22 protein-coding genes are annotated in these 23,539 nt (G+C 34.8%); 18 read left to right on the forward strand and 4 right to left on the reverse strand.

What is annotated here, in order from left to right:
- Positions 1-12 precede the first annotated feature (12 nt).
- Together M3627_RS00840 and M3627_RS00845 are read right to left on the reverse strand one after the other, a co-directional pair.
- Positions 13-729 (reverse strand): glycoside hydrolase family 16 protein, encoded by a 717-nt coding sequence (locus M3627_RS00840; RefSeq protein WP_483315269.1) that lies wholly within the window; start codon positions 727-729, stop codon positions 13-15.
- Positions 730-1,245: 516 nt separating this feature from the next.
- Positions 1,246-2,820: an NlpC/P60 family protein gene (locus M3627_RS00845; RefSeq protein WP_251552591.1), complete on the reverse strand. Its 1,575-nt coding sequence runs from the start codon at positions 2,818-2,820 to the stop codon at positions 1,246-1,248.
- 380 nt (positions 2,821-3,200) lie between these two features.
- Here M3627_RS00845 and M3627_RS00850 point away from each other — a divergent pair, with 380 nt between their 5' ends.
- Together M3627_RS00850 and M3627_RS00855 are read left to right on the forward strand one after the other, a co-directional pair.
- Positions 3,201-4,406 (forward strand): hypothetical protein, encoded by a 1,206-nt coding sequence (locus M3627_RS00850; RefSeq protein ID WP_251552592.1) that lies wholly within the window; start codon positions 3,201-3,203, stop codon positions 4,404-4,406.
- Between the two features lie 130 nt (positions 4,407-4,536).
- The gene (locus M3627_RS00855; protein ID WP_251552593.1) at positions 4,537-5,289 is read left to right on the forward strand and encodes a hypothetical protein; all 753 of its coding nucleotides are present in this window, start codon (positions 4,537-4,539) and stop codon (positions 5,287-5,289) included.
- Positions 5,290-5,335: 46 nt separating this feature from the next.
- Here the strand turns inward: M3627_RS00855 and M3627_RS00860 are convergent, their stop codons facing one another.
- Positions 5,336-6,250, reverse strand: a complete 915-nt coding sequence (locus tag M3627_RS00860) for an LCP family glycopolymer transferase (RefSeq protein WP_251552594.1) — start codon at positions 6,248-6,250, stop codon at positions 5,336-5,338.
- A 12-nt stretch (positions 6,251-6,262) separates the two neighbouring features.
- A complete protein-coding gene (locus M3627_RS00865) occupies positions 6,263-7,093 on the reverse strand; it encodes an SGNH/GDSL hydrolase family protein (RefSeq protein WP_251552595.1) in 831 nt (276 codons plus the stop codon).
- A 141-nt stretch (positions 7,094-7,234) separates the two neighbouring features.
- Between M3627_RS00865 and M3627_RS00870 the strand changes: the two genes are divergently transcribed.
- The 16 genes from M3627_RS00870 (at position 7,235) to rfbB (ending at position 23,525) form a co-directional block, all read left to right on the forward strand.
- Positions 7,235-7,963 carry a YveK family protein gene (locus tag M3627_RS00870; RefSeq protein WP_251552596.1) on the forward strand — a complete coding sequence of 243 codons (729 nt, stop codon included), beginning with the start codon at positions 7,235-7,237 and terminating at the stop codon, positions 7,961-7,963.
- A 1-nt stretch (position 7,964) separates the two neighbouring features.
- Positions 7,965-8,666: a CpsD/CapB family tyrosine-protein kinase gene (locus M3627_RS00875; RefSeq protein ID WP_251552597.1), complete on the forward strand. Its 702-nt coding sequence runs from the start codon at positions 7,965-7,967 to the stop codon at positions 8,664-8,666.
- 58 nt (positions 8,667-8,724) lie between these two features.
- Entirely contained in the window at positions 8,725-9,489 is a 765-nt protein-coding gene (locus M3627_RS00880) for a tyrosine-protein phosphatase (RefSeq protein ID WP_251552598.1), read from the forward strand.
- Positions 9,490-9,901: 412 nt separating this feature from the next.
- On the forward strand, positions 9,902-11,734 hold the full coding sequence (locus M3627_RS00885; RefSeq protein WP_251552599.1) for a polysaccharide biosynthesis protein: 1,833 nt from the start codon (positions 9,902-9,904) through the stop codon (positions 11,732-11,734).
- A gap of 33 nt (positions 11,735-11,767) precedes the next feature.
- Positions 11,768-12,655: a UTP--glucose-1-phosphate uridylyltransferase GalU gene (gene galU, locus M3627_RS00890; RefSeq protein WP_251552600.1), complete on the forward strand. Its 888-nt coding sequence runs from the start codon at positions 11,768-11,770 to the stop codon at positions 12,653-12,655.
- A 160-nt stretch (positions 12,656-12,815) separates the two neighbouring features.
- A complete protein-coding gene (locus M3627_RS00895) occupies positions 12,816-13,409 on the forward strand; it encodes a sugar transferase (protein WP_251552602.1) in 594 nt (197 codons plus the stop codon).
- A gap of 37 nt (positions 13,410-13,446) precedes the next feature.
- A complete protein-coding gene (locus tag M3627_RS00900; protein ID WP_251552603.1) occupies positions 13,447-14,349 on the forward strand; it encodes an NAD-dependent epimerase/dehydratase family protein in 903 nt (300 codons plus the stop codon).
- Entirely contained in the window at positions 14,312-15,406 is a 1,095-nt protein-coding gene (locus M3627_RS00905) for a glycosyltransferase family 4 protein (RefSeq protein ID WP_251552605.1), read from the forward strand. Before M3627_RS00900 ends, M3627_RS00905 begins: the two co-directional genes overlap by 38 nt.
- A gap of 13 nt (positions 15,407-15,419) precedes the next feature.
- Positions 15,420-16,319 (forward strand): ATP-grasp fold amidoligase family protein, encoded by a 900-nt coding sequence (locus M3627_RS00910; RefSeq protein ID WP_251552606.1) that lies wholly within the window; start codon positions 15,420-15,422, stop codon positions 16,317-16,319.
- A gap of 146 nt (positions 16,320-16,465) precedes the next feature.
- Positions 16,466-17,377, forward strand: coding sequence for a glycosyltransferase family 2 protein (locus M3627_RS00915; RefSeq protein WP_251552607.1), 912 nt, complete (start codon positions 16,466-16,468; stop codon positions 17,375-17,377).
- Between the two features lie 15 nt (positions 17,378-17,392).
- A complete protein-coding gene (locus M3627_RS00920; RefSeq protein WP_251552608.1) occupies positions 17,393-18,706 on the forward strand; it encodes an O-antigen ligase family protein in 1,314 nt (437 codons plus the stop codon).
- A gap of 13 nt (positions 18,707-18,719) precedes the next feature.
- Complete coding sequence (locus M3627_RS00925; RefSeq protein WP_251552609.1) at positions 18,720-20,147, forward strand: lipopolysaccharide biosynthesis protein; 1,428 nt, start codon at positions 18,720-18,722, stop codon at positions 20,145-20,147.
- 38 nt (positions 20,148-20,185) lie between these two features.
- On the forward strand, positions 20,186-21,064 hold the full coding sequence (rfbA, locus tag M3627_RS00930; protein ID WP_251552610.1) for a glucose-1-phosphate thymidylyltransferase RfbA: 879 nt from the start codon (positions 20,186-20,188) through the stop codon (positions 21,062-21,064).
- Between the two features lie 21 nt (positions 21,065-21,085).
- Positions 21,086-21,646: a dTDP-4-dehydrorhamnose 3,5-epimerase gene (gene rfbC, locus M3627_RS00935; RefSeq protein WP_251552611.1), complete on the forward strand. Its 561-nt coding sequence runs from the start codon at positions 21,086-21,088 to the stop codon at positions 21,644-21,646.
- Positions 21,647-21,650: 4 nt separating this feature from the next.
- Positions 21,651-22,505: a dTDP-4-dehydrorhamnose reductase gene (gene rfbD / locus M3627_RS00940; protein WP_251552612.1), complete on the forward strand. Its 855-nt coding sequence runs from the start codon at positions 21,651-21,653 to the stop codon at positions 22,503-22,505.
- A complete protein-coding gene (gene rfbB, locus M3627_RS00945; protein ID WP_251552613.1) occupies positions 22,506-23,525 on the forward strand; it encodes a dTDP-glucose 4,6-dehydratase in 1,020 nt (339 codons plus the stop codon). It begins immediately after the preceding gene.
- The last annotated feature ends 14 nt before the right edge of the window (positions 23,526-23,539 follow it).

Below are 23,539 nucleotides of genomic sequence, written 5' to 3' on the forward strand. Positions count from 1 at the left end.
TTTCTCTATTTATTATTTTTGATAAATTCTTACGTAATCCACTTCCATATAGGCTGGAAATTGTGTTGTTGCGTTTGGGTCACCAACCCATGTACCACCAACTGTTACATTCATGAGTAAATACATTTCTGTATGAGAAACATTACTTATTCGGAAGGTTATTTCGTCATCTATATAAAAAATGAGCTCATCCGGTGACCAATCGAGCGTATACGTATGCCACTCGGAACCATCTATTTGTTCATTCAGATGAAATGCACGGCTACCTTTCTTCTGATGAGCGACATGCCAAAGCTCATTTGGCAATTGGCCAAGCATCTCCACTATGTCGATTTCCGGATAAGATGAATGGTCGGTAGGGAGCAGCCAGATAGCAGGGAATAGCCCCTGACCTTTAGGAAATCTCGCTCTTATTTCAAACTTTCCATACATTTGCTCGTGTAAGCCCTGTGTCGTAACGGCTCCGGAACGGTAAGGGTAGCTTTCATAGGGGGTATCACTAACCTCTAGCTTTAGAACACCAGAATCGGAGGTTACCTCATCTGGTAAGTAGTGATGTAATCTACCATGATCTTTGTAGCCACTATTTAAAAGGTTCCAGTTAGTAGAGGAGACCTGACTCACGTCAAATTCATCTCGAAAGGTAAGCCTCCAGCCAGCTTCAGTGTGCTGATCCACATATGGTACTTCTACTATTGCTGGCTCAGTTGGATGCTTGATGATTTCCACCTCTTCTTCCTTTTCATTTATTTCTTTTACCTCATCCTTAGTTATTGGATTACTGCTGACCGGCTCACTATTACAACTGCATAAAAGTATTATGAAAACAATAAAAATTGCCCTGATTAGTTGCCCCTCCTCGATGAGAAGTGAATTTACAAAAAATGGTTTTTAAGGATTTCTAAGAGTAATGAAAATAGCAAATGAATGATAAATATTACATTGCATTTCTTAAGTACTTACTAATATTAAAATAGTTTTCAATTAGCTAAAACTGAGTTTTGTTAAGAGTTTTTCATTTATAATATTGAGGAATGTTAAGGTACAAGCCATAATCGAAAAAAAGAGCACTCCAATAGGAGTGCTTTTTTTAGTATTTTAATATAATAAATTTAATGGGGTATATAAACGGAACATAGTATATTTTGTAGATTTTTAACTACTGTTGTTAGCTAGATATACACATTTTGCCGAAAAAACATAAAAAACCCTCCACAAAAGTGAAGGGTATAAAAGTGTTAAGTATTAATTCAAATATCTTCGTGCCCCTGCATAATTCGTCTTAAAAGTCCCAGCATTCATCGACTCGATTCTTACTTTAGAGGAAGAGCTCGGTGCATGCAGCATTTTACCCTCGCCTACGTAAAGCCCTACGTGATATACCTTTCCTTTCCCACGGTTGCCAGCGAAGAATACTAGATCCCCCGGCTGGAGGTTGGCTTTCTTTACAGCAATCCCTTTTGTTGCTTGAACGAAGGAATCCCTTGGAATAATGATTCCATGATTTTTATATACAGAATAGATGATGCCTGAGCAGTCATAGCCATAAGAGGACGTACCAGCCCAAAGGTATGGGAGGTTTAAAAACATTTTAGCGCTGTTTACAATATCCTTTTGAGTCGGCTTCGGAATAGATTTGTAGTTTTTGAAAATCTTAGAGTCTTTCTTTAGCATATACTTCACGCCGTTTTGTGGCGTCTGTACATGCAGCCAGTCGCCCTCCTCTTTGACTACTGGAAGGATAGTAGAGTAGCTAATGCTGATATATTTATTCTTCTTAGCAGTGTCGCTATAGAGTGTTGTGCTTTTTGCATTTACAACGGCAATGGCACAATCGGAATAGTCCTTTATAGTTTCATAAATATGTGATTTTGGAACCCATCCTGGATAACCTTCCTTTTGGTGAGGAACATATTGATCCTTAATAGCAATTTTAACCCAGCTACCACTTGTCTTTAAAATCGTAACCTCGTCACCAAACAGTGCTTGGGTGTCGACTTTATTTACTAGCCACCATTTTTCCTTGATGCTCATATTTTTCGTCCATTTATGGATATCCACTGGAGCAGAAATCGACGGCTTATCTACTGCACGATACGCGTTTGGCGTCTTCCAAAGAGAGGTGACCTGGACGTTTACCTTCACTATTTTCTTGTTGCTTGGCTTTTCGCAAGATTTTGCAGGAGGGACGGGCTGGGCTGGTTGAGCAGTTATCTTACGTAAACTTGGCTCCATACTATGAGCTAACCAAACGACGAAATCTCCTTTTGTCACATTTTCGAGTGGTCGAAATGTATTGTCGGTAGTCGAGCTTATGATGTTGTGGGATTGAAGAGTTTTGATAGCATCCGATACCCAATACTCCGGTAGCACGTCTTGAAAAGTCTTCGAAACCGTTCCAGTCAAACCAAAGCCTTGAACTAAAAAGACGGCAGCCTCGCCACGAGAAAATGGCTGATCTCTATTAAACGCATGATCACCATCGAGATTCATTATCCCTTTTTCAACTAAAGCAGCAACTATTGGGTAGCTTGGGTGATCTCGATCAAAATCTGATATGAGTACATCAAATTGCTTTTTGGTATCGATATTTAATGCTTCGACAAGTAGCTCGGCAGCCTCTAATCGATTTATTTCCTTGGTGACTCCAAAATTACTAGTGGCATTTGTAATGATAAGACCTTTATTTGCTAGGTAATCGTAGGCAGCTTTGTCGGGATGGGAGTCATCCACATCCTTAAACAATGCAGCAGCAGAGGCAGTATTGAAGGTAGATAACAGCAAAATAAACAAGGTGATAATCATGGTGAGTTTTTTCAAAAGTAAGGTTCCTCCTATAAATGAATTACCTCTAATATTACTATAAAATGATTACATAATGTAACCTAAAATGGTAAAAATTCACTTTTGGTATATACATATAATGAAGTAGTAGTAAGTTCATTCTTAATAGCGTTCCTCTTTTTTTCAAGCAAGTCGAAATAACTCAATATAATTAGCTAAAAAACTATAAATTTCCCTAAAGTCCTCCATTTTTCTATCAAACACTAAGTAAAACAAACATAATATGTAATTTTATAAGTATTTTTGTAATATATTATTATGTTATAAGTTGAAGAGTTTAAAAATTAAGGGTATTATGGAAACGTGAGTAGAAGGTAATATTTTCATAATTACCCAAAAATAAAAGGAGGAATACTATGAGTAAAAACTTCGTAAAAAAATCAGTGGCAGCGGCTTTGTTAACAACATCGGTATTATCATTTGCACCTGCTGCACTGGGGGCAACTTCGGTTGACCAAACAGTGAACAAAGTAAAAACAGAATTGAACAAGGCGACTACACACTACGTGTATCCTTCCTTGGAACGAAAGCTTGTACCGAGCAGCACGTTATATCCAGCTCTAAATAGTGCAAAGAAAAATTACCAAAATGCTCGAAAATCCATTCAAGGAGCTTCTGGACTTTCCACAGCTCAAAAGAATGCAAAGCTGGGTGAAATCGATTCCCTTTATAATGAAAAAATTTCTGGAGGATTAGTGCCATATATTGATGCGCATAACTATGCGACAAAATACTTGGTGCCAATCATGAATGAATTAAACGAAGCACAAGCAAGAAATGACTTCGCGGCAGTAGAAAAAGCGTACCATAAGCTTTCTTATCAGCTAAAAGGTAGAACTGCAATTCTATACCGTTTCTCTGGTAAAGCAGCTCGCGATCTATTATTAGAGCAGTACAAAAAACCTGCAGATGCAAAACGTGATGAGTTAATGGTTCCTGTCACAATCTACATGGAGCTTGTTAAAATCAATGATTTCTTAGCTACAAACAAATTGACAGAAGCAAAAGCTTCACTAGCGGAAGTGGAAGCTCTTTTACCTCGCTTAACTACGAACAAATTCACAGCTGCTCTTATTGTAGAAGTGGACAAGGCTCGTAAAGCGGTGAATGGTACGATTACACCGGCACCAACGCCACCAATCACTAACCCTGGTAATCCGCCTGCAGATGGTGGAACGACGACACCAGCTCAGCAGCAACAAATTTTAGATACAAAAGTTGCGGCTATTATTGCCACTTTAAATGCAACTCAATCTGATATTGCAACAGTGGAGAAAACTGGAGCAAATGCTTATACAGTAACTATTAAAGAAGACGTAAAGCCTGAAGCGATTAATAGCTATTTAGGCAAAGGTCTCTTTGCACAGCTTGTTACACAAGTGGGCGTAACACATGTGAACGGTCTAAATCCACTATCACCAGAAGGTGTTAATTATCTTAAAAACCAAATTCCTACAGATATTAAATCTGCAGACGAATTAAAAGGTAAATCATATTCTCTTCCTGTGACAGTGAACAACGGATCGGCTATTGACGTTACTTTCTCTGTAACTTTTAAATAAGTTTAAATTCAAAAAGCCCATTTCTTGTATAAAGGATGGGCTTTTATACATATTTTTACTAATTTCGACACTATTCTACTAAGTATCGTGCTAAACTAGTTGTACTTTTTACTAGGAAAGGAGATATTCTATGAAAAAATTAAAAGTATTTTCTATCATAGCTCTTGCCGTTATTATTGCAGGTGGTGGGTACTTATTGTATCTATTTAATTTCAAAGAATATGATGTAGCAGACGAGGAAGTGAAAGAGATCGTAGAGAAGGAACCATACAAGGTGGAACTCCCAGGTGGTATCACGATCTTAATGGATGAAAATGGAGAAGTTGTAGAAGAAACTACTGAGGGAACAGAACCAAATGGAACTACAGGTACCTCAGATGGTGATACACAAGCAGTCTCCGGTCCTGCAAGTGCAGCTTCCAATTCTAATAATGCATCGACACCCTCTCAGAGTACTGGGAAAACAGCAAGCTCTGGAACTTCAAGTTCTCCAAAGCCAAGTGTGGGTGGCACGGATTCTACCTTACAAAGTGAGTCAGTAGATACGATCATGGAGAAATATCGTCCAGCAATGGAAGGTCTCGAAAGCCAAGCAGACACCAAGATTAATGCACTAGTTGGACGAGCTAAAACGGAGTACAGTACGAAAAAAGCCAACGGGGAAAGTATCGACTACGGTTACTTCTACAATAAATATATGGCGGCTGCCAAGGACTTAGAGGGAAATACAGATAAAGTATTTAACGCAGTGTTAAAAGCTGTTGAAAAAGACCTAGCAGCAAATGGGCATGATCAATCACAAGCTAAGGCAATGAAAAAAGAGTATGAAGCGAAGAAGAAGGCTCGCCGTGACGGGATTCTGAGTCAAGTGATGGGTAATTAATATCAAACAAAAAGGCTGCCAGTATATACGGCAGCCCTTTTTATTATTACATCGCAAGCTCACTCTTCAATGTAGTTTGAATCGTGCCAAGCTCATTTTCGTCCATTATATAGTACCAAACGCCATTAATCATTTTACCTTGTCCTTTTTGGATATAGAGCTGATTGACATTACCTACAGCTCCGCGGTAATTGGATTGGATAGATACCATTTCATCAAATGTTAAATTTGTTCGTATATTTTTGCCTAACGCAGCAAAGATGGTCTTATAATTCATAATACTTCCGACAGAAGCACCTTGCTTCAAAACTCCCTGGATCACTTGCTTTTGTCTGTCCTGGCGACCGAAGTCTCCACGTGGATCCTCATAGCGCATGCGTATGAAGGACAATGCCTCTTCGCCATTTAAGGAAAGTGCCCCTTTAGCGAAGGTATGTCCACCAGCAGCAAAGTCGATGTCATTATTTACGGTAATTCCACCAACAGCATCCACTATGTCCTGGAAGCTTTCCATGTTCACTTGAACGACATAGTCAATCGGGATATCTAATAAGTTTTCAGTTGTTGCCATAGACATCTCAATCCCACCAAATGCGTATGCATGGTTGATCTTGTCTTGTATGCCTTTTCCTACGATTTCCGTATACGTATCTCGCGGAATGCTGACCATTGTTGTTGTATTCGTTAAAGGGTTAACGGTCATGACGACCATCGTATCGGAACGTCCCTTGTCATTGTCTCGCTCATCTACACCTAGCACTAATACAGAAAAGGGGTCCTTTTCCTTGAATGTAACAGGCTCCGTACGTTTCTCAGAAACCTTTCGATCTATCGGCTCATGCATGTCTTTCACTGTATCAGTGACATCTTTATATAGGAAATACCCTAACAAAACAGTACCAACTACTAATATCCCACTAATTCCAAGTATCCACGACCATATTTTTCGCTTGTTTTTCACTGTTTTCCTCCATTATTGACTGGTAAAGTATGAACTCAGAAAACTACTCCACAAATTAGCACCATCACTATTTGGGCTGTTATCTTCCGTCAGAAATTCTGTGATTGCCACATCATCCGTCGCTGGCCAGTCAGTCCAGTGATTAATATAAGGGATATCATTGTCGTTTGCAAATGTTTCCAATGCTCTAACTTGTGTTAAATAGAACTGAGCTTGATAGAAGGGATGTGGGGGCTGTAACATCACTATTGTATCCTCAACTTCCTCTCTAGCTCTTTCCTGTACGGCTAAAATATGATCATGCTCATCCTCGATTGTCACTAGCCCGTTATTGTTTAGTGTAAATGGTTCCATTAGCACTAAGTCATATTCGGTATCCCATGCGATTTCTTCTAAATGCGTTTCCACGAACTCTTCTGAGGTGACATCCCAAGGTGAAAGTGTAATCTCAAATAAGCTGCCATATGTATTAGTTAGTGCCTCACTAAGCTGCTGACCGTATCCAGGGTTACCATCATTCATAACCGTAGAACCAACAATAAGCATTTGAATATTCTCGCTCTGGTCATATCGATCTAATACTAGCTCCTGTATTTTGGCATCAGCATTACTAAGTGCCGCGACCAATTCTTCTCTTGTTAACTCTAGCTCTTCAGGTAATGATGTCGTCTCCCCGCTGGAGGTTGGTTCCTCTTTTTGAACCTTTTCAATTTGAGGATCTATAGCAGTTTTTGACAAATTCTGTGCATTTTCTAGCTTATCCTTCCACATAAAGTAGCTCAATATTAAGATGATGACACAAAGTATCGATAGTACTAGCATAATAGACTTATGTAAATTCAAGTAATAACCTCCGTTTGGTTAAATAGGTATTATTTTATTTCAGATGGTTTTATTATACTGCCCTATGATAGAATAATAAAGATAATATATGTTATACTGAGTCAAAATTCGTAAAAGATAGAGAGAAGGAGTTATCAATTAATGGAAGAAACAATCAGTCTCCAGGATCTTTTTAAGACGTTAAAAAAGAGATTAGGGCTCATCATTGTCATGACAATTTTAGCAATAACAATTAGTGGTGTCGTTAGTTTTCTATTACTGACACCGATATACCAAACCTCGACACAAATTTTAGTGAACCAAGAGAAGACAGACGCAACTAACTTTAACTCCCAGGAAATACAAGCAAACCTACAGCTGATTAATACATACAATGTCATTATTAAAAGTCCAGCTATTCTTTCCTTAGTTATTGAGGAGTTAGATTTAGATACAACTACTACTGCCTTAACGGAGCAGATTACAGTAAATAATGCGGAAAACTCGCAGGTAGTCAATATTACGGTCCAGGACCCAGACCCAAAACGAGCAGTCGATATTGCCAATATGACGGCCGAGGTATTCCAAGCAGAGATTAAGAATTTGATGAAGGTAGATAACGTCAGTGTGTTAACACCGGCTATTCTATCGGATAATCCATCTCCAGTGAAGCCCAACCCGATGCTGAATATGGCGATTGGAGCAGTTATCGGCTTAATGCTAGGAGTAGGAATTGCCTTCCTAATGGAATATTTAGATACGACTGTGAAAAATGAGCAGGACGTAGAGGACGTATTAGGCTTACCAGTATTGGGACTGATCAGTGTTATTTCCGATAAAGATCTTCAAAGCACGAAGCTTGAAGTAGCAAGCAGACGAAAGAGGGCATAAAATGGCTAAGAAAAAAAAGAAAATCATCCAAACAGCAGCGAGAAAGCTCATCGCAGCAGCTAACCCTAAATCGATTGTTTCTGAGCAGTTTCGAACACTTCGAACAAATATCAATTTTTCCATGCCGGACAAGCCGATTAAAACATTAGTATATACTTCCGCCTCTCCAGGAGAAGGAAAATCGACGGTCGCTGCAAACACAGCGGTAGTATTTGCACAGGAAGGTAAGAAGGTACTGTTAATAGACGCGGATATGCGTAAACCGACCGTGCACTACACGTTTCACTTAACGAATACAGTAGGGTTATCCAATTTGTTAACTAGACAAGTATTACTAGAGGATGCGCTAAAGCAGACCGAAACGGAAAACTTACACATTATTACGTGTGGTCCTATTCCTCCAAATCCTGCAGAGCTACTAAGCTCCAATACAATGGGAAAACTAATTGAGCAATTAAAAGAACAATATGACCTAATCATTTTCGATGCACCGCCGATATTATCTGTGACAGATGCACAAATACTTTCGAACATATGCGATGGAACAATCTTAGTAATGAGTTCTGGAGAAACGGAAAAAGAAGCGGTCGTAAAGGCGAAGGAAGCATTAGTTTCTTCCCAAGCGAACATATTAGGAGTCGTTTTGAATAATTTCGTTCTTCAAAAGGATCATTATTATCAATATTATGGTTCGGGAGAGTGATTGGGCAACAATACCAATCACTCTTTTAATTTACAAAAAAGGGGATAAAGGTTATAAAATGGTAGATATACATGCTCATATACTCTATGGAGTGGATGACGGGCCAGCTACATTAGAAGAATCGCTTGGTTTATTATATCAGGCGGAAAAAGAAGGGCTAACTGATATTATCGTAACACCACATGGCTATCACCCACAATTTAATGTTCAAAGAGAAATCGTTTTGGAAAGATTTAATGAAATTCAAGAATTGGCAAAGGATAGAGGCATTTCGATCAATTTGAAGTTAGGTCAGGAAATTAGAATTGGTGAATCTACTATTCAACAAGTAGAATCTGGAGAGGCTTTTACATTAGGCAGCTCCAAATACGTTCTATTAGAATTACCTTCTTCTAGTATACCTGCGTATACAGTTCCAATTATCCAAGGAATTTTAAGCTTAAACAAAGTCCCGGTTATTGCTCATCCAGAGAGAAACAAAGCGATTGCAGAAAATCCAGGGAGACTGTTGAAGCTTATTAATCATGGAGCCATTGCTCAAGTAACAGCAGGAAGTCTCGCAGGACATTTTGGGAAAAAAGTTCAAAAACAATCCCTACAATTAGTAGATTGTAATTTAGTCCATACATATGGATCGGACGTACATAATTTGAAAACACGCCCATTTTTATTTGATGTTGGGCTAAGCTATTTGGAAAAACATAAAAGATTGAATGCGGTAGATATATTTTTGGAGAATAATGCACGAATTATGGAAAATGGAGAGGTCATTATGCTAGAGCCTGGGTCTCCTAGCACTAAAAACTGGTGGAGTCTATTTTAATGGAAATGTAATATTCGTAAAAAAATAGGGTTTGTCGAAGTGATGAGGATATTTGAATCATCACTTTTTTACTGTTATTAAATAGATTTTTGTTGTCTTTATGAACGCAAAGACCCTTTAATAAACCAGTAAAAGGTAAAAATAAAATAAGTTCGAATGAACTATAAAAATAACATTAATATTAAATAACGAACGTACGGCTCATATTTTACATATTTTTGATAGAGCTATTGATAAAAAATGTTAGTATAATAAATCATATCGATGATAGAGGTAGTAAAATAGTCTTTGTTATGACAGAATGTTTCATTTTCATGACGTTGAAACAACTAACTTCTTCTATCAAAAGTGCTATAATAATATGTAACTGGAAAGTTGTATATACACTGGTACTAGAATGGGAGAGTGCTCCATGTCATTAAAAAGAAGAATGTCGATGCTGATTTTTGTAGATTCCTGTATAGTTTTGTTCTCTATCTATATAGGATATTTTTTATTGCATCCAATCGACAACCCCTTTACGGATCTCGTTCTGTTGGTTAGCGCGATTTCCATATTTGTAGCCCACCATAGCTTTGCAATGTTCTACGGTCTCTATCGCAAGGTGTGGGAATATGCCTCCATTAGAGAGTTGCTCTCTATTTTCAAGGCTGTGAGCTTTTCTATCCTAACCGTTGCTGTTATTCAATGGCTAGCCATGGGCGATGTACTCTTTAGAGCGTTATTCATCACATGGATGCTGCATTTACTGCTGATCGGCGGGACAAGACTCTCGTGGAGAGTGTTCCGTGATACTTTCATAACCGGACAAAAAGCAAATGACACGAAAAAAAGAACCTTAATCATTGGAGCGGGAGCAGCCGGTACGATGATTGCCAGACAGCTACTAAAAAATGTAGATTCACCTCTTAGACCAATCGCTTTTTTAGACGACGATGTGGCCAAAAAGGGATTAGACATTTTTAATATGCGTGTCCTTGGTGGAACGGATAGCGTAGAGGACTTTGTGCTCGAGCAAAACATTGAGCATATTATCATCGCCATACCTTCCATGGAAAAAACACGTCGGGCTATGCTACTACAGCAATGCTTAGACACAGGCATACGTACACAAACGATGCCGCTGATTGAGGACCTACTAACTGGTAAGGTCTCTATCAATGAAATACGAGATGTTAAGATTGAAGATTTACTCGGTCGAGACGAGGTAGAGCTAGACTTGGCTACCATCTCCTCGAAGTTAACTGGCAAAAGAATACTAGTTACTGGAGCGGGCGGCTCCATCGGCTCAGAGATTTGTAGACAGGTTGCAAGATTTAACCCAGAACAAATTATTCTTCTCGGCCATGGCGAAAATTCTATCTATACAATAGACATGGAATTGCGTCAAAAGGTTGCATCTGAAACGAAATTAATTCCAATTATCGCAGATGTGCAGGACCGCAATCGTATATTCGACATTGTTTCGGAATACAAGCCGGACGTGATTTATCATGCCGCAGCACATAAGCATGTCCCGTTAATGGAATACAATCCAATGGAGGCAGTGAAAAACAATATTTTTGGAACTAAGAATATTGCAGAGGCAGCGGATGTGTTTGGCGTGGAGTACTTCGTTATGATTTCCACAGATAAAGCAGTGAACCCACCAAACGTCATGGGCGCAACGAAACGCTTTGCCGAGATGATCGTTCAAAACCTCGCGAAGGAAAGCAATACGAAGTTTGCTGCTGTTCGTTTTGGGAATGTATTAGGATCACGTGGAAGCGTAGTGCCTCTCTTTAAGAAGCAAATTGCTGCAGGTGGACCAATAACTGTAACAGACCCTGAAATGACAAGATACTTTATGACAATACCCGAAGCATCGCGCTTAGTTTTACAAGCGGGAAGCCTAGCAAGTGGTGGAGAAGTGTTTGTGTTAGACATGGGAGAGCCAGTCAAGATTGTTGACTTAGCCAAAAACCTGATCAAACTATCCGGCTTTAGAGAAGGAGAAATTGGCATTGAATACTCTGGCATTAGACCCGGAGAAAAACTATTTGAGGAGCTTTTAAACGACAACGAGATTCAAAGTCGATTTGTCTTCCCAAAAATCCATGTAGGAAAAGCAAACCCAATAAGTGAAGCAGAGCTGAAATACGTAATGGAAAAGCTCCCTGAAATGGATAAAGCAACATTAAAAGAAACATTAATCGGATTAGCTAACCATAAATTTGTAGATTCACCGATTAAGGAACATGTCTGATTTCAATTATCTGACAAATGAAGGAGATCGAGGATGAAAAAAGTAAGAAAAGCCATTATTCCAGCAGCAGGTCTAGGAACTCGATTCCTACCTGCTACAAAAGCAATGCCAAAGGAAATGCTACCAATCGTCGATAGACCGACGATTGAATATATCGTAGAAGAGGCAATTGCTTCTGGAATTGAAGATATTATTATCGTTACAGGTAAAGGGAAACGATCCATAGAGGACCACTTTGATCGTAACTTCGAATTAGAAGAAAACCTTCGAGAAAAAGGAAAATACGAGCTGTTAGATAAGATTAACCAATCTTCCGAGGTAGAAATTCATTATATACGTCAAAAAGAACCAAAGGGGTTAGGACATGCTGTATGGTGTGCTCGTAACTTCATAGGAGACGAACCATTCGCCGTATTACTCGGAGATGACATCGTCCAAGCAGAAAAACCATGCCTTCAACAGTTAATGGAGCAGTATGATGAAACGGGCTCATCTGTCATTGGAGTTCAACAAGTGGCAGAAGAAAATACACACCGCTACGGAATTATTGATCCAAGTGGTCAAGAAGGCAGGCGTTATCAGGTTAGTAATTTTGTTGAAAAGCCAGAACAAGGTACCGCACCATCTAATCTAGCTATTATGGGACGCTATGTTCTCACACCTGAGATTTTTGGATTCTTAGATAAGCAGCAGGCTGGTGCTGGTGGAGAAATACAGTTAACTGATGCTATTCAAGAGTTAAACCAAGTTCAAAATGTGTATGCTTACGATTTTGAAGGTAAGCGATTTGATGTTGGAGAGAAGTTAGGGTTTATACAAACTACGATAGAATTTGCTTTGGATAATGAGGTCTTAAGAGAAGAATTATTAATTTATCTAAACCAACTTACAGAAGTACAAATGAATGAAGTAAAAAAATAGTAAAAAAGAGATTTTTAAAAGAAAATTTGAAAGTTCTTTACAGTTGCTTCGATAATCAATCTGCACCTGGAATCGTATGATTAGCTTACAAGTGACTTTGAAAAAAACATGATAATTCATACTTAGGTGCAAAATAAATAAGTAAGTAAGGGTGTATATAATGTACATGAAATTTAAAAGGTTAATCGATATTGTTTTATCTTTATTTGGGCTTATTATATTTTCTCCAGTATTCCTAATATTAATTATAGCAATAAAATTTGAATCCCAAGGTCCCGTTCTTTTTAAACAAAAAAGAATAGGGATTCATAAAAAACATTTTTTTATATTAAAGTTCCGAACAATGAGATTAAATTCACCACAAGATACACCCACTCATTTATTAGACAATCCAGAGCAATACATTACTAAGATAGGAAAATTTCTTAGAAAAACTTCTCTTGACGAACTCCCACAGATTTGGAACATCTTCATAGGCGAAATGAGTATAGTTGGTCCTAGGCCAGCACTCTGGAATCAGTATGATTTAATTGAAGAAAGAGATAAATATCGAGCTAACGATGTAAAGCCTGGATTAACTGGTTGGGCACAAATTAATGGAAGAGATGAAATTACTATAGAGGATAAAGCTAAATTAGACGGAGAGTATGTTCATCAAATTGGATTCGGAATTGATGTGAAGTGTTTCTTTAAAACGATAATTAGTGTTGTCAAGAGTGATGGAATTAAAGAAGGTAAAACCGTCTCGAAATAAAATAAGAAACTAATAGATACAAAGGAGTTTATGTAGATTGAAAAAGATATTAATTACAGGAAAAAATGGATACATCGGAGGAGAATTTGTAGCCTGGTTAACTCACTCGACTAATAACTATCAAATAGAAATGATTAGTGTAAGGGATAACTCCTGGAAAGATGTCGATTTTTCTACATATGATACTGTTCTTCATCTAGCAGGAATCGCTCATGTTTCACGAAATCCAAAAATGGAAGAACTATATTATACGATTAATCGGGACTTGACATTTGAACTGGCTAAAAAGTCAAAGTTAGAGGGTGTTAGTCAATTTATATTTATGAGTAGTATCATTGTATATGGTGAGAGTACAAAAGCTAGTCAAGTTATAAATCAAAATACTCTCCCTAAACCAAGCAACTTTTATGGAAATAGTAAATTCCAAGCAGAAAATAAGATTAAGGATTTAGAAGATACTGATTTTAATATAGTTATTATTCGTCCACCAATGATATATGGAAAGAATTCAAAAGGGAATTACCCTAAATTATCTAAAGTCGCAAGGAAAACACCTTTTTTTCCTAGTATAAAAAATCAGCGTAGTATGTTACATATAGATAATTTATGTGAATTTATTAAACTTATGATAGATAACAAGGAATCAGGTTTATTTTTCCCACAGAATCAAGAGTATACTGAAACTAGTGAAATGGTACGTATGATCGGTGAGGTTCATGGGAATAATATACGTCTTATTCGTATGTTTAATCCATTAATTGTATTTTTTATTGAGAGAATTGATTTTTTGAATAAAATGTTTGGTAACCTAGTTTATGATAAAGAACTTAGTTCTTATAAAGATGTCTATCAGATCAGAAATTTTAAAGAGAGTATATACTTAACAGAAAGAGGGGAAAATATTGATAAAGAAAAGAGTCCTAATTTTAGTAAATCATGATATTGTAATTTATAATTTTAGGAAAGAATTGGTAGAGCGTCTTATTAGTGAAGGTGCTGAAGTTTATATATCATCCCCATATGGTGAAAGAATAAAAGAGTTAATATCCATGGGTTGTCAATACCAAGAAATAAATTTAGACAGACATGGGACTAATATTATTAATGAGTTAAAACTAATAAAGCTATATAAAGATTTGGTTAAAAGAGTTAATCCAGATGTTGTTTTGACTTATACAATAAAACCTAATATATATGGAGGAATAGCTTGTAAATCACAAGGAGTTCCATACATTGCAAATATAACTGGATTAGGAACAGCTGTAGAAAAAAAAGGTATTTTGCAGAAAATTATAATTCTTTTATATAGACACTCTTTTAAAAAAGTTCAAACTGTCTTCTTTCAAAATAAAGAAAATAACCAATTTTTTGAAGACAATAAAATAGCATTAGGGAAACATAAGCTTATTCCGGGATCTGGAGTTAATTTAAATGATTTTTGTTTGCTAACTTACCCACCAGAGGAAAATATAGAATTTTTATTCATTTCGAGAATTATGAAAGAAAAAGGTATTGATCAATATTTAGAGGCTGCACAAAATATCAGAAGTAAATATCCAAATACTAAATTTCATATATGTGGTTTTTGCGAGGAGGCATATGAAGAAGTATTAGAGGAATTACAAAAAAAGGATGTAATAAAATATCATGGCATGCTTAGGAATGTTAAGGAGATTCTAAGCAAAACTCATTGTACTGTCCATCCGTCCTATTACCCTGAGGGTATTTCAAATGTGCTACTTGAAAGTGCTTCTTCAGGGAGACCTATCATTACTACTAATCGAAGTGGCTGTAAAGAGGTTGTTGAGGAGGGGGTCAATGGTTTTCTGGTTGAACCGAAAAATGGTAAAGATTTAACCGAAAAGTTAATTACATTCATAGAAATGAAGTATGATGAAAAAAGAGATATGGGTCTTAATGGAAGGCAGAAAGTTGAAAGAGAGTTTAATCGTAATATAGTAGTTGAAGAATATCTAAAAGAAATTAAAAATATATAGAGGTGTAGTATAAGTGAACTATAAGAAATTAATACGGAGTCAGAAGTTAAGACTAAAAATATTAAAATCTATAGATTTCTTACCAGATATTTTGATGATTAAATTGCAGTATAAAATAAGTACTGGTAGGAAGTTAAATATAAAAGAACCAAGAAGGTTTACTGAGAAAATTCAATGGTATAAGCTCAATTATCGTGATCCTTTAATGGTTAAGTGCTCTGATAAATACGAAGTAAGAGAATATATTTCATCAAAAGGATATAGTGATATCTTAGTTCCATTATACGGGGTTTATAATACCGCTGAGGAAATCAATTTTGAGGAATTACCAAACCAATTTGTATTAAAAACTACTAATGGAAGCCATACTAATATAATATGTGAGGATAAATCTACATTAGACATTGAGGCTACAAAGAATAAGTTAAATAATTGGTTAACAGCATGGGAAGGCAAAGTAGGAAGAGAATGGGCTTATTATGGTATAAAGCCAAAGATTATTTGTGAAAAGCTATTAGAAAAAGATCAAAATAATGATTTAATAGATTATAAATTTTTTTGTTTCAACGGTAAGCCTTTTTCTCTATATGTAATTGTTGAAAGATACCTTAAAGATGGTATTAAGCTAGGGATATTTGATACAGAGTTTAATAAACTCTCTTATCATAGGGATGATATACCCGAACTAAAAAAAAGTATTAACAAACCAGAAAAATTTGAGGAAATGTTAGAAATAGCCAAAGATTTGTCGCAAGACTTTCCCCATGTAAGAGTAGATTTATATAATATTAATGGGAAAATTTACTTTGGAGAGCTAACTTTTTATACTGGAAGCGGTTATCACGGATACTCTCCGGATGAATTTGATTATATTCTTGGAGAAAGATTTCATATACCAGCACAAATCAAATAACGAATGAGAATAGTAATCCTTCTAGGATGAGTCAATCAAAGAGAATTGAATTATTTATAATGGGAGAAACTAAAGATTAATATAATTTGAAATGGGGAGTTTAAAAACTTTATAGAAGAAATATTTTTTTATTAAGGGGAAATAATATGAAAAAAGTAACTATTTTAATGTCTACTTATAATGGTGAAAAATATATCAAAGAACAAATAGAAAGTATTCTTAACCAAAGTTATGAAAACATTGATTTAATCGTTAGAGATGATGGTTCTAGTGATTCTACAATTGACATCCTAGAGGAATATTCTATGCAAGGTAAATTGAAGTGGTATGGAGGAGATACAAATCTTAAGCCTGCTTATAGTTTTTTAGAATTAGTAAGGAATGCTAGCGATACTGATTTTTACGCTTTTGCAGATCAAGATGATGTATGGGATAGAGAAAAAATTGAAGTAGCAATAAACTATTTAGAACCTTTTAAGCAACAAACTCCTATTCTATACTGTTCCACTACAAAATTAGTTGATCAAAATTTAAATGAAATTGCCCCAATTGCTTACAATAAAAGCTATAGACTTTCATTTGGAGAATCACTCGTTCAGTCTGTGTCACCAGGATGTACATTTGTTTTTAATTATAGTTTAAAAAAACATATATCCAATTTTAAAGGTGAGGATATTATTATGCATGATTCATTAGCTTATAAACTTGCTTGTGGATTAGGACAAGTAGTATTTGATAAACAACCACATATCAGTTATAGGCAACATGGAGGTAATGTTATTGGAAATGAAACTTCTTTTATAAAAAAAAATATTAATAGAATGAAAAGATTTATGTTTCCTAGGGTCCCAAATAGTAGGTTAAGATCGGCTATAGCTTTAAAAAAAAATTATGGTGATATATTTGATGAAAAAACTTTAATAACTCTAAATTTATTAATTAATTATAAAAGTTCTTTTTTGAATAAATTAAAATTGATTAGAAATAAAGATATACAAATGGTTAATGGATTAGACAATTTTTTCCTTAAAATTTTAATTTTGTTGGGGAAAGTTTAAGAGGAGAATAGATTAATGGAACAATTGAGAAACAAAGAAGTTAATCTTAGAAATATGCTTTCTGGAATTTTATTAGGAGTTTATTTTTTTTCCCTAATTATTTATCTTGGTTTCCCTGTAAATATATTGATTTATTTAAGCATATTATCTTGTATATTAATTATAATTATCAACAATAATAATGCTGAGTATATAATATCCACTTATCTTGGAATTTTTGTTATTACTTTAACTACCCAAACAAATTACCTAATACCTTTCACTATAATAAACTTCTTTATCTTGATATTCTTTTATAGAAAAAAAATAATTAAATCAATATCCAAGCCTGTACTCTTATTGATTCTTTTAGTATGTTGTATAGCAATTTCAATAGTAAACTCTATAAATTTGAAATTAGCTATAGATGGTCTGACTTCCTATTTTATAGCTACCCTAATATTCTTTAATATTGCTTTTTTGGCAAGAAGAAAATTAGATTTGTCAAATCTGTATTGGTTATTTACTTTTTTTATTTTTACTATGCTATTTGTGTTTTTTTATAGTCATTCTATAAGTGAACTTTCCCAAACACATAGAGCACTAATATATTTTATCGGGGATAGTGGTACACGATCAAACACATTGGCAGGATATCTAGCTGCTTTAATTTTTATTTGCTTTGGCTCTTTTAAACTTAATAAATCTTACTTTAAAAAAATAGTTTCTTTGATATGTATGGGGGCTATTATTTTAATGATGTATTTTTTCATTTCAAGAGGAGCCTATTTGGGTATGTTAGTTGCTATTATACCCTTATTGATTATTAAAGTTTCTCGGACAAGATTTTTGTTAATTAACTTTCTAATAATAATAGGCTTAATATCTATTTCTTTTTCGAACCTAGCGGAGAATAGAATATTTAATCTTAGTAAGGAAGATTATTCTAATGGAAGGATAGAATACTATACATTAGCATTAGAACAACTTAAGTTACATCCTTTGATTGGGAACGGTATGAATCAATTTGGTTTTTTGGCAGGTATGAACAAATTAGAAGATCCTCATAATTGGTTATTAGCATATCTGTCAGCTATAGGATTAGTAGGAACAATCATATTTTTGTTTTTTATATATTATATAGTGAAGACGATTTTTCTTGTTAACCTAAGAGAAACGAAATCTAACAAGGAATTATTAGTAATGGCACAGGCTGTGTCTGTTCCAATAGTTCATGGTATGGTAGAACCGACTATGTCTACAAGTTTGCCCTTCATGTTTTTTTGTATCCTAGCCGCTGTTCTTTATGGAAATTACTTCAAACCAAATAAAAGATTAAATAGTTTTTAAAATGAGGTTGGATATGAAAAATAACATAAATACTTTATTAAAGAATAGTATTAAAAATATGTTTTATACTTTTTCTGTGCAAAGTTTAGCTTTAATAATAAATATGGCAAGAGTACTTTTAATACCTAAAGTAATTGGTATTGAAGATTATAGCTACTGGCAGCTATTTTTATTTTATATTGGATTTGTAGGTTTTTTTCATTTTGGTTTTAACGATGGAATTTATCTTCGATATGGCGGTGTAACCTACAAGGAATTAGATAAAGAAAAATTAAGGTCATATTTTTATATTCTAGTTACTAAGCTGACATTAATTGCATCTGGAATAATTATTTATTCATTAACATTCTATGGAGGGGAAGAGAGATTTACTGTATGGATTGGCACAGCAATTTGTTTAATAGTAAATAATATTATCGGTTATATTGGAATTATACTACAGTGTACAAATAAATTTAAAGATTATTCAAAAATTATTCTATTGGATAAGTTAGTTTTTTTAATTTTATTATTTTTATTGTTATTTTTCAAATTCTTAAATTATGAATATTATATTATTGCTTATGTTACATCAACTTTTATTAGTCTAATTTTTGCTTTGTATATTTGTAGGGACTTAATTTTTGGAAAAGTAATCTCTCTTATGCCTTCCTTAAGAGGGTATCTAATTAACATTAAAATTGGAAGCTTTTTAATGGTAGCCAATATTGCCAGTATGCTCATTTTAGGTTTTGGAAGATTTCTTATTGATGAGATATGGGGAATAAATACTTTTGGGGAAATCTCTCTTTCAATATCAATAACAAGTATGTTATTAATTTTTATTAATGCTATTAGTATAGTCTTGTTTCCAGCACTCAGACAAACAGCTGAAGAAAATCATGCACAAACCTTTGTTACCATTAGGGTATTGTTAACATTTTTATTAATGTGTACTTTGTTATTATACGGCCCGATTGAGTTTTTTTTACAATGGTGGTTACCAGAATACAGTGAAAGTTTGAGGTTTCTAATAATTTTATTTCCACTTTGTATATTCGAGGGAAAAATGCAGATGTTATTAGGTACTTATCTTAAAGTACTAAGATATGAGAAAATTTTACTTCGAGTTAATTTAATTTCTTTGCTTATCAGCGTTTTATTATGTTTATATTCGGGTTACATATTAAAGGATATTAAATGGATTCTAATTTCTATGGTAGTTGGAATAATTATAAGATCTATAATTACTGAATTCTATTTAGCAAAAAAATTTAATGTATCTTTTATAAAAATTTCTCTTAGTGAAATGTTTTTGACAATTATCTTTATGATAGTTACTTGGTACTCCCCAGTTACATTATTTAGCTTTTTCTTTTACTTATTAAGTTTAATAATTTTTACTACAATAAATAAAAGGGAAATTAGAAATTCTTTTAACATAATAAAAAAATATTTTTAGATAAAAAAGTGAATCTATTTATAAAGGAGATTTTATAATTGAAAGGTATAATTTTAGCCGGCGGAAGTGGAACACGTTTATATCCTCTAACGTTAGTAACAAGTAAACAGCTACTTCCAATTTATGATAAACCTATGATTTATTACCCACTCTCCACTTTAATGTTAGCTGGTATAAGAGATATATTGATAATATCTACTCCAGAGGATACACCTCGTTTTAAAACATTGTTGGGAGACGGTTCACAGTTCGGTATAAATTTAAAATATACAGTACAACCTTCACCTGAGGGTCTAGCTCAAGCATTTATTCTAGGTGAAGAATTTATTCAAGAAGATTCTGTGGCTATGGTATTAGGGGACAATATATATTATGGAAGTGGTATGAGAAAAATACTTCGTAAGGCTGCCGAAAAAAAAACTGGAGCCACAGTATTTGGATATCACGTTCAAGATCCCCAGCGATTTGGTGTTGTTGAGTTTAACGATAATGGGAAAGTGATAAGTGTAGAAGAGAAGCCAAAGTGTCCAAAATCAAACTACGCTATTACAGGATTATACTTCTATGATAATAGAGTAGTTGAAATAGCTAAAAATGTTGAACCATCTATCCGTGGTGAACTTGAGATTACTTCTATTAATGAGGCTTATTTGAAATCAGGAGAATTAAATGTTGAATTATTAGGACGTGGATTTACTTGGTTAGACACAGGAACACACCAAAGTCTAGTAGAAGCTACAAATTTCGTGAAAACGATTGAAGAACATCAAGGTATGAAAATTGCGGCATTAGAAGAAATCAGCTTTATTAATAACTGGATTAGTAAAGAAAAACTAATTGAATGTGGAAATATGTTAAGTAAAACAGAGTATGGCCAATACCTCCTTAAAGTAGCAAACGGTGAAATTAAATACTAATTTGGAAAGTGTGAGAAAAGAATGAATTTTATTAACACGGTAATTGACGGATTAATAGTAGTAGAACCAAAGCATCATGGTGATCATCGTGGTTGGTTCATGGAAACATATAATGAGGAGAATTTTTTTGAAGCTGGAATAAATGTAAAGTTTGTTCAGGATAATCATTCTTTCTCGGCTGAAAAAGGAACTCTAAGAGGGTTACATTTTCAATTAAATCCGAAAGCACAGACAAAATTGGTCCGTTGTACAAAAGGGGCAATTTACGATGTTGCTGTGGATATACGAAAAGGTAGCTCTACTTATGGAGAATGGTTTGGAATAGAGTTAACAGCAGAAAACAAAAAACAATTACTTATTCCAAAAGGGTTTGCTCATGGTTTTATGACGTTAACTCATGATGTGGAAGTTCAATATAAAGTGGATGAACTTTATGCACCTGAGTGTGACAGAGGAATCATCTGGGATGATCCTGCAATTGGAATCAAGTGGCCAATGGATATTAGACCTATATTGTCAACAAAAGATGATATGGCACCACTATTAAGAAATGCAGAGAATAATTTCAAGTATGGGGTGTAGTTCGATGAAGATATTAGTGACAGGCTATACAGGGCAACTTGGTTATGATGTTGTACAACAAGGATTACGGTTAGGTTTAAATATGGTAGGAATTGGATCAGAAGATTTAGATATTACAAGTAAGGAGGCCGTTTCTTTATACATAAAAAAAGTGAAACCAAGTGCAATTATTCATTGTGCTGCATTTACAGCTGTTGATACAGCTGAAGATGATAAAGCAAAGTGTCAGCTTGTAAATGTAGAAGGAACAGTTCATTTAGCAAAAGCAGCAAAAGAAATCGATGCGAAGTTTATGTATATAAGCACAGACTATGTTTTTAATGGTGAAGGAGATAGACCATTTGTTGAAACTGATCAACCTAGTCCAATAGGTTACTACGGAAAAACGAAGTTAGAAGGAGAGGAAGTAGTAAAAAAACTATTGGAAGAATGGTTTATTATTCGAATTTCATGGGTTTTTGGTATCAATGGTAACAACTTTGTTAAGACAATGCTAAGGCTGGCAGAAACTAGGGATGAATTAAATGTTGTTGGAGATCAGTTTGGTTCACCCACTTATACGTATGATTTAGCGAAATTATTGATTGATATGATTAAAACTGATAGATATGGAGTTTATCATGCTTCCAATGAAGGTTATTGCAGTTGGTCAGAATTCTCCCGAGAAATATTTAGACAAGCCAATATTCAAGTAAATGTGAACTCCATTTCTACAGAAGAATATCCTACTCGGGCTGTACGACCAAAAAATTCCCGAATGTCAAAACAAAAACTTGTAGACCACGGTTTTAATCCATTACCTACCTGGCAAGATGCTGTTATGCGATATCTAAAAGAATTAAAAGAAGAGGTGAAATAAATGTCAAAAAAGAAAGTGCTTGTTACTGGCGGTGCAGGGTTTATTGGAGGTAACTTTGTACAGTACATGGTTAATAAGTATCCTAACTATGAAATTTTTAATTTAGATTTATTAACTTATGCAGGAGATTTAACAAAGCATTGTGATATTGAGAAAAAAGAAAACTATCACTTCGTAAAAGTAGATATTACGGATTATGAAGCAGTAAGTTCTTTATTTAATGAAAAGAAATTTGATTTTGTTGTTCATTTTGCTGCAGAAAGTCACGTTGATCGTTCAATTACAGACCCAGGAGTTTTCGTTAAGACTAATGTACTTGGAACTCAAGTATTATTAGATGCTTCCAAGCAAATTGGAGTTACAAAATTTGTACATGTATCCACGGATGAAGTTTATGGGGAGTTAGACTTTGACCCGACTACATTTTTCACTGAGGAAACTCCGCTACAACCAAATAGCCCATATAGTGCAAGTAAAGCATCCTCTGACCTCTTAGTTCGTGCTTATCATGAAACCTATGGATTACCGATTAATATTACCCGCTGCTCTAATAACTACGGTCCATATCATTTTCCAGAAAAATTAATCCCTTTAACAATTTCTAGAGTATTAAACGATCAGAAAGTACCAGTTTACGGTGACGGAAAGAACATTCGTGATTGGTTACATGTTATTGATCATTGTGCTGCAATTGATCTAGTGATGCATGAGGGCTTAAACGGTGAGGTATACAATGTTGGTGGTCATAATGAGCGTACAAACCTGGAAGTAGTTAAAGCTATCATTAGTGCTATAGGTAAATCAGAGGATTTAATAGAATTTGTAAAGGACCGCCTTGGTCACGATAAACGATATGCTATTGATCCAACTAAATTAGAAGAACTAGGTTGGAAACCAACGTATACATTTGAAACAGGTATTACTCAAACCATTCAATGGTATCTTGATAACAAAGAATGGTGGGAACAAATTATTAGTGGGGAATATCAAAATTACTTTGATGAACAGTACAGTTTGTAATGCCTGAATGGTAA

The sequence above is a fragment of the Psychrobacillus sp. MER TA 171 genome, from assembly GCF_023713305.1.
Classification (GTDB): domain Bacteria; phylum Bacillota; class Bacilli; order Bacillales_A; family Planococcaceae; genus Psychrobacillus.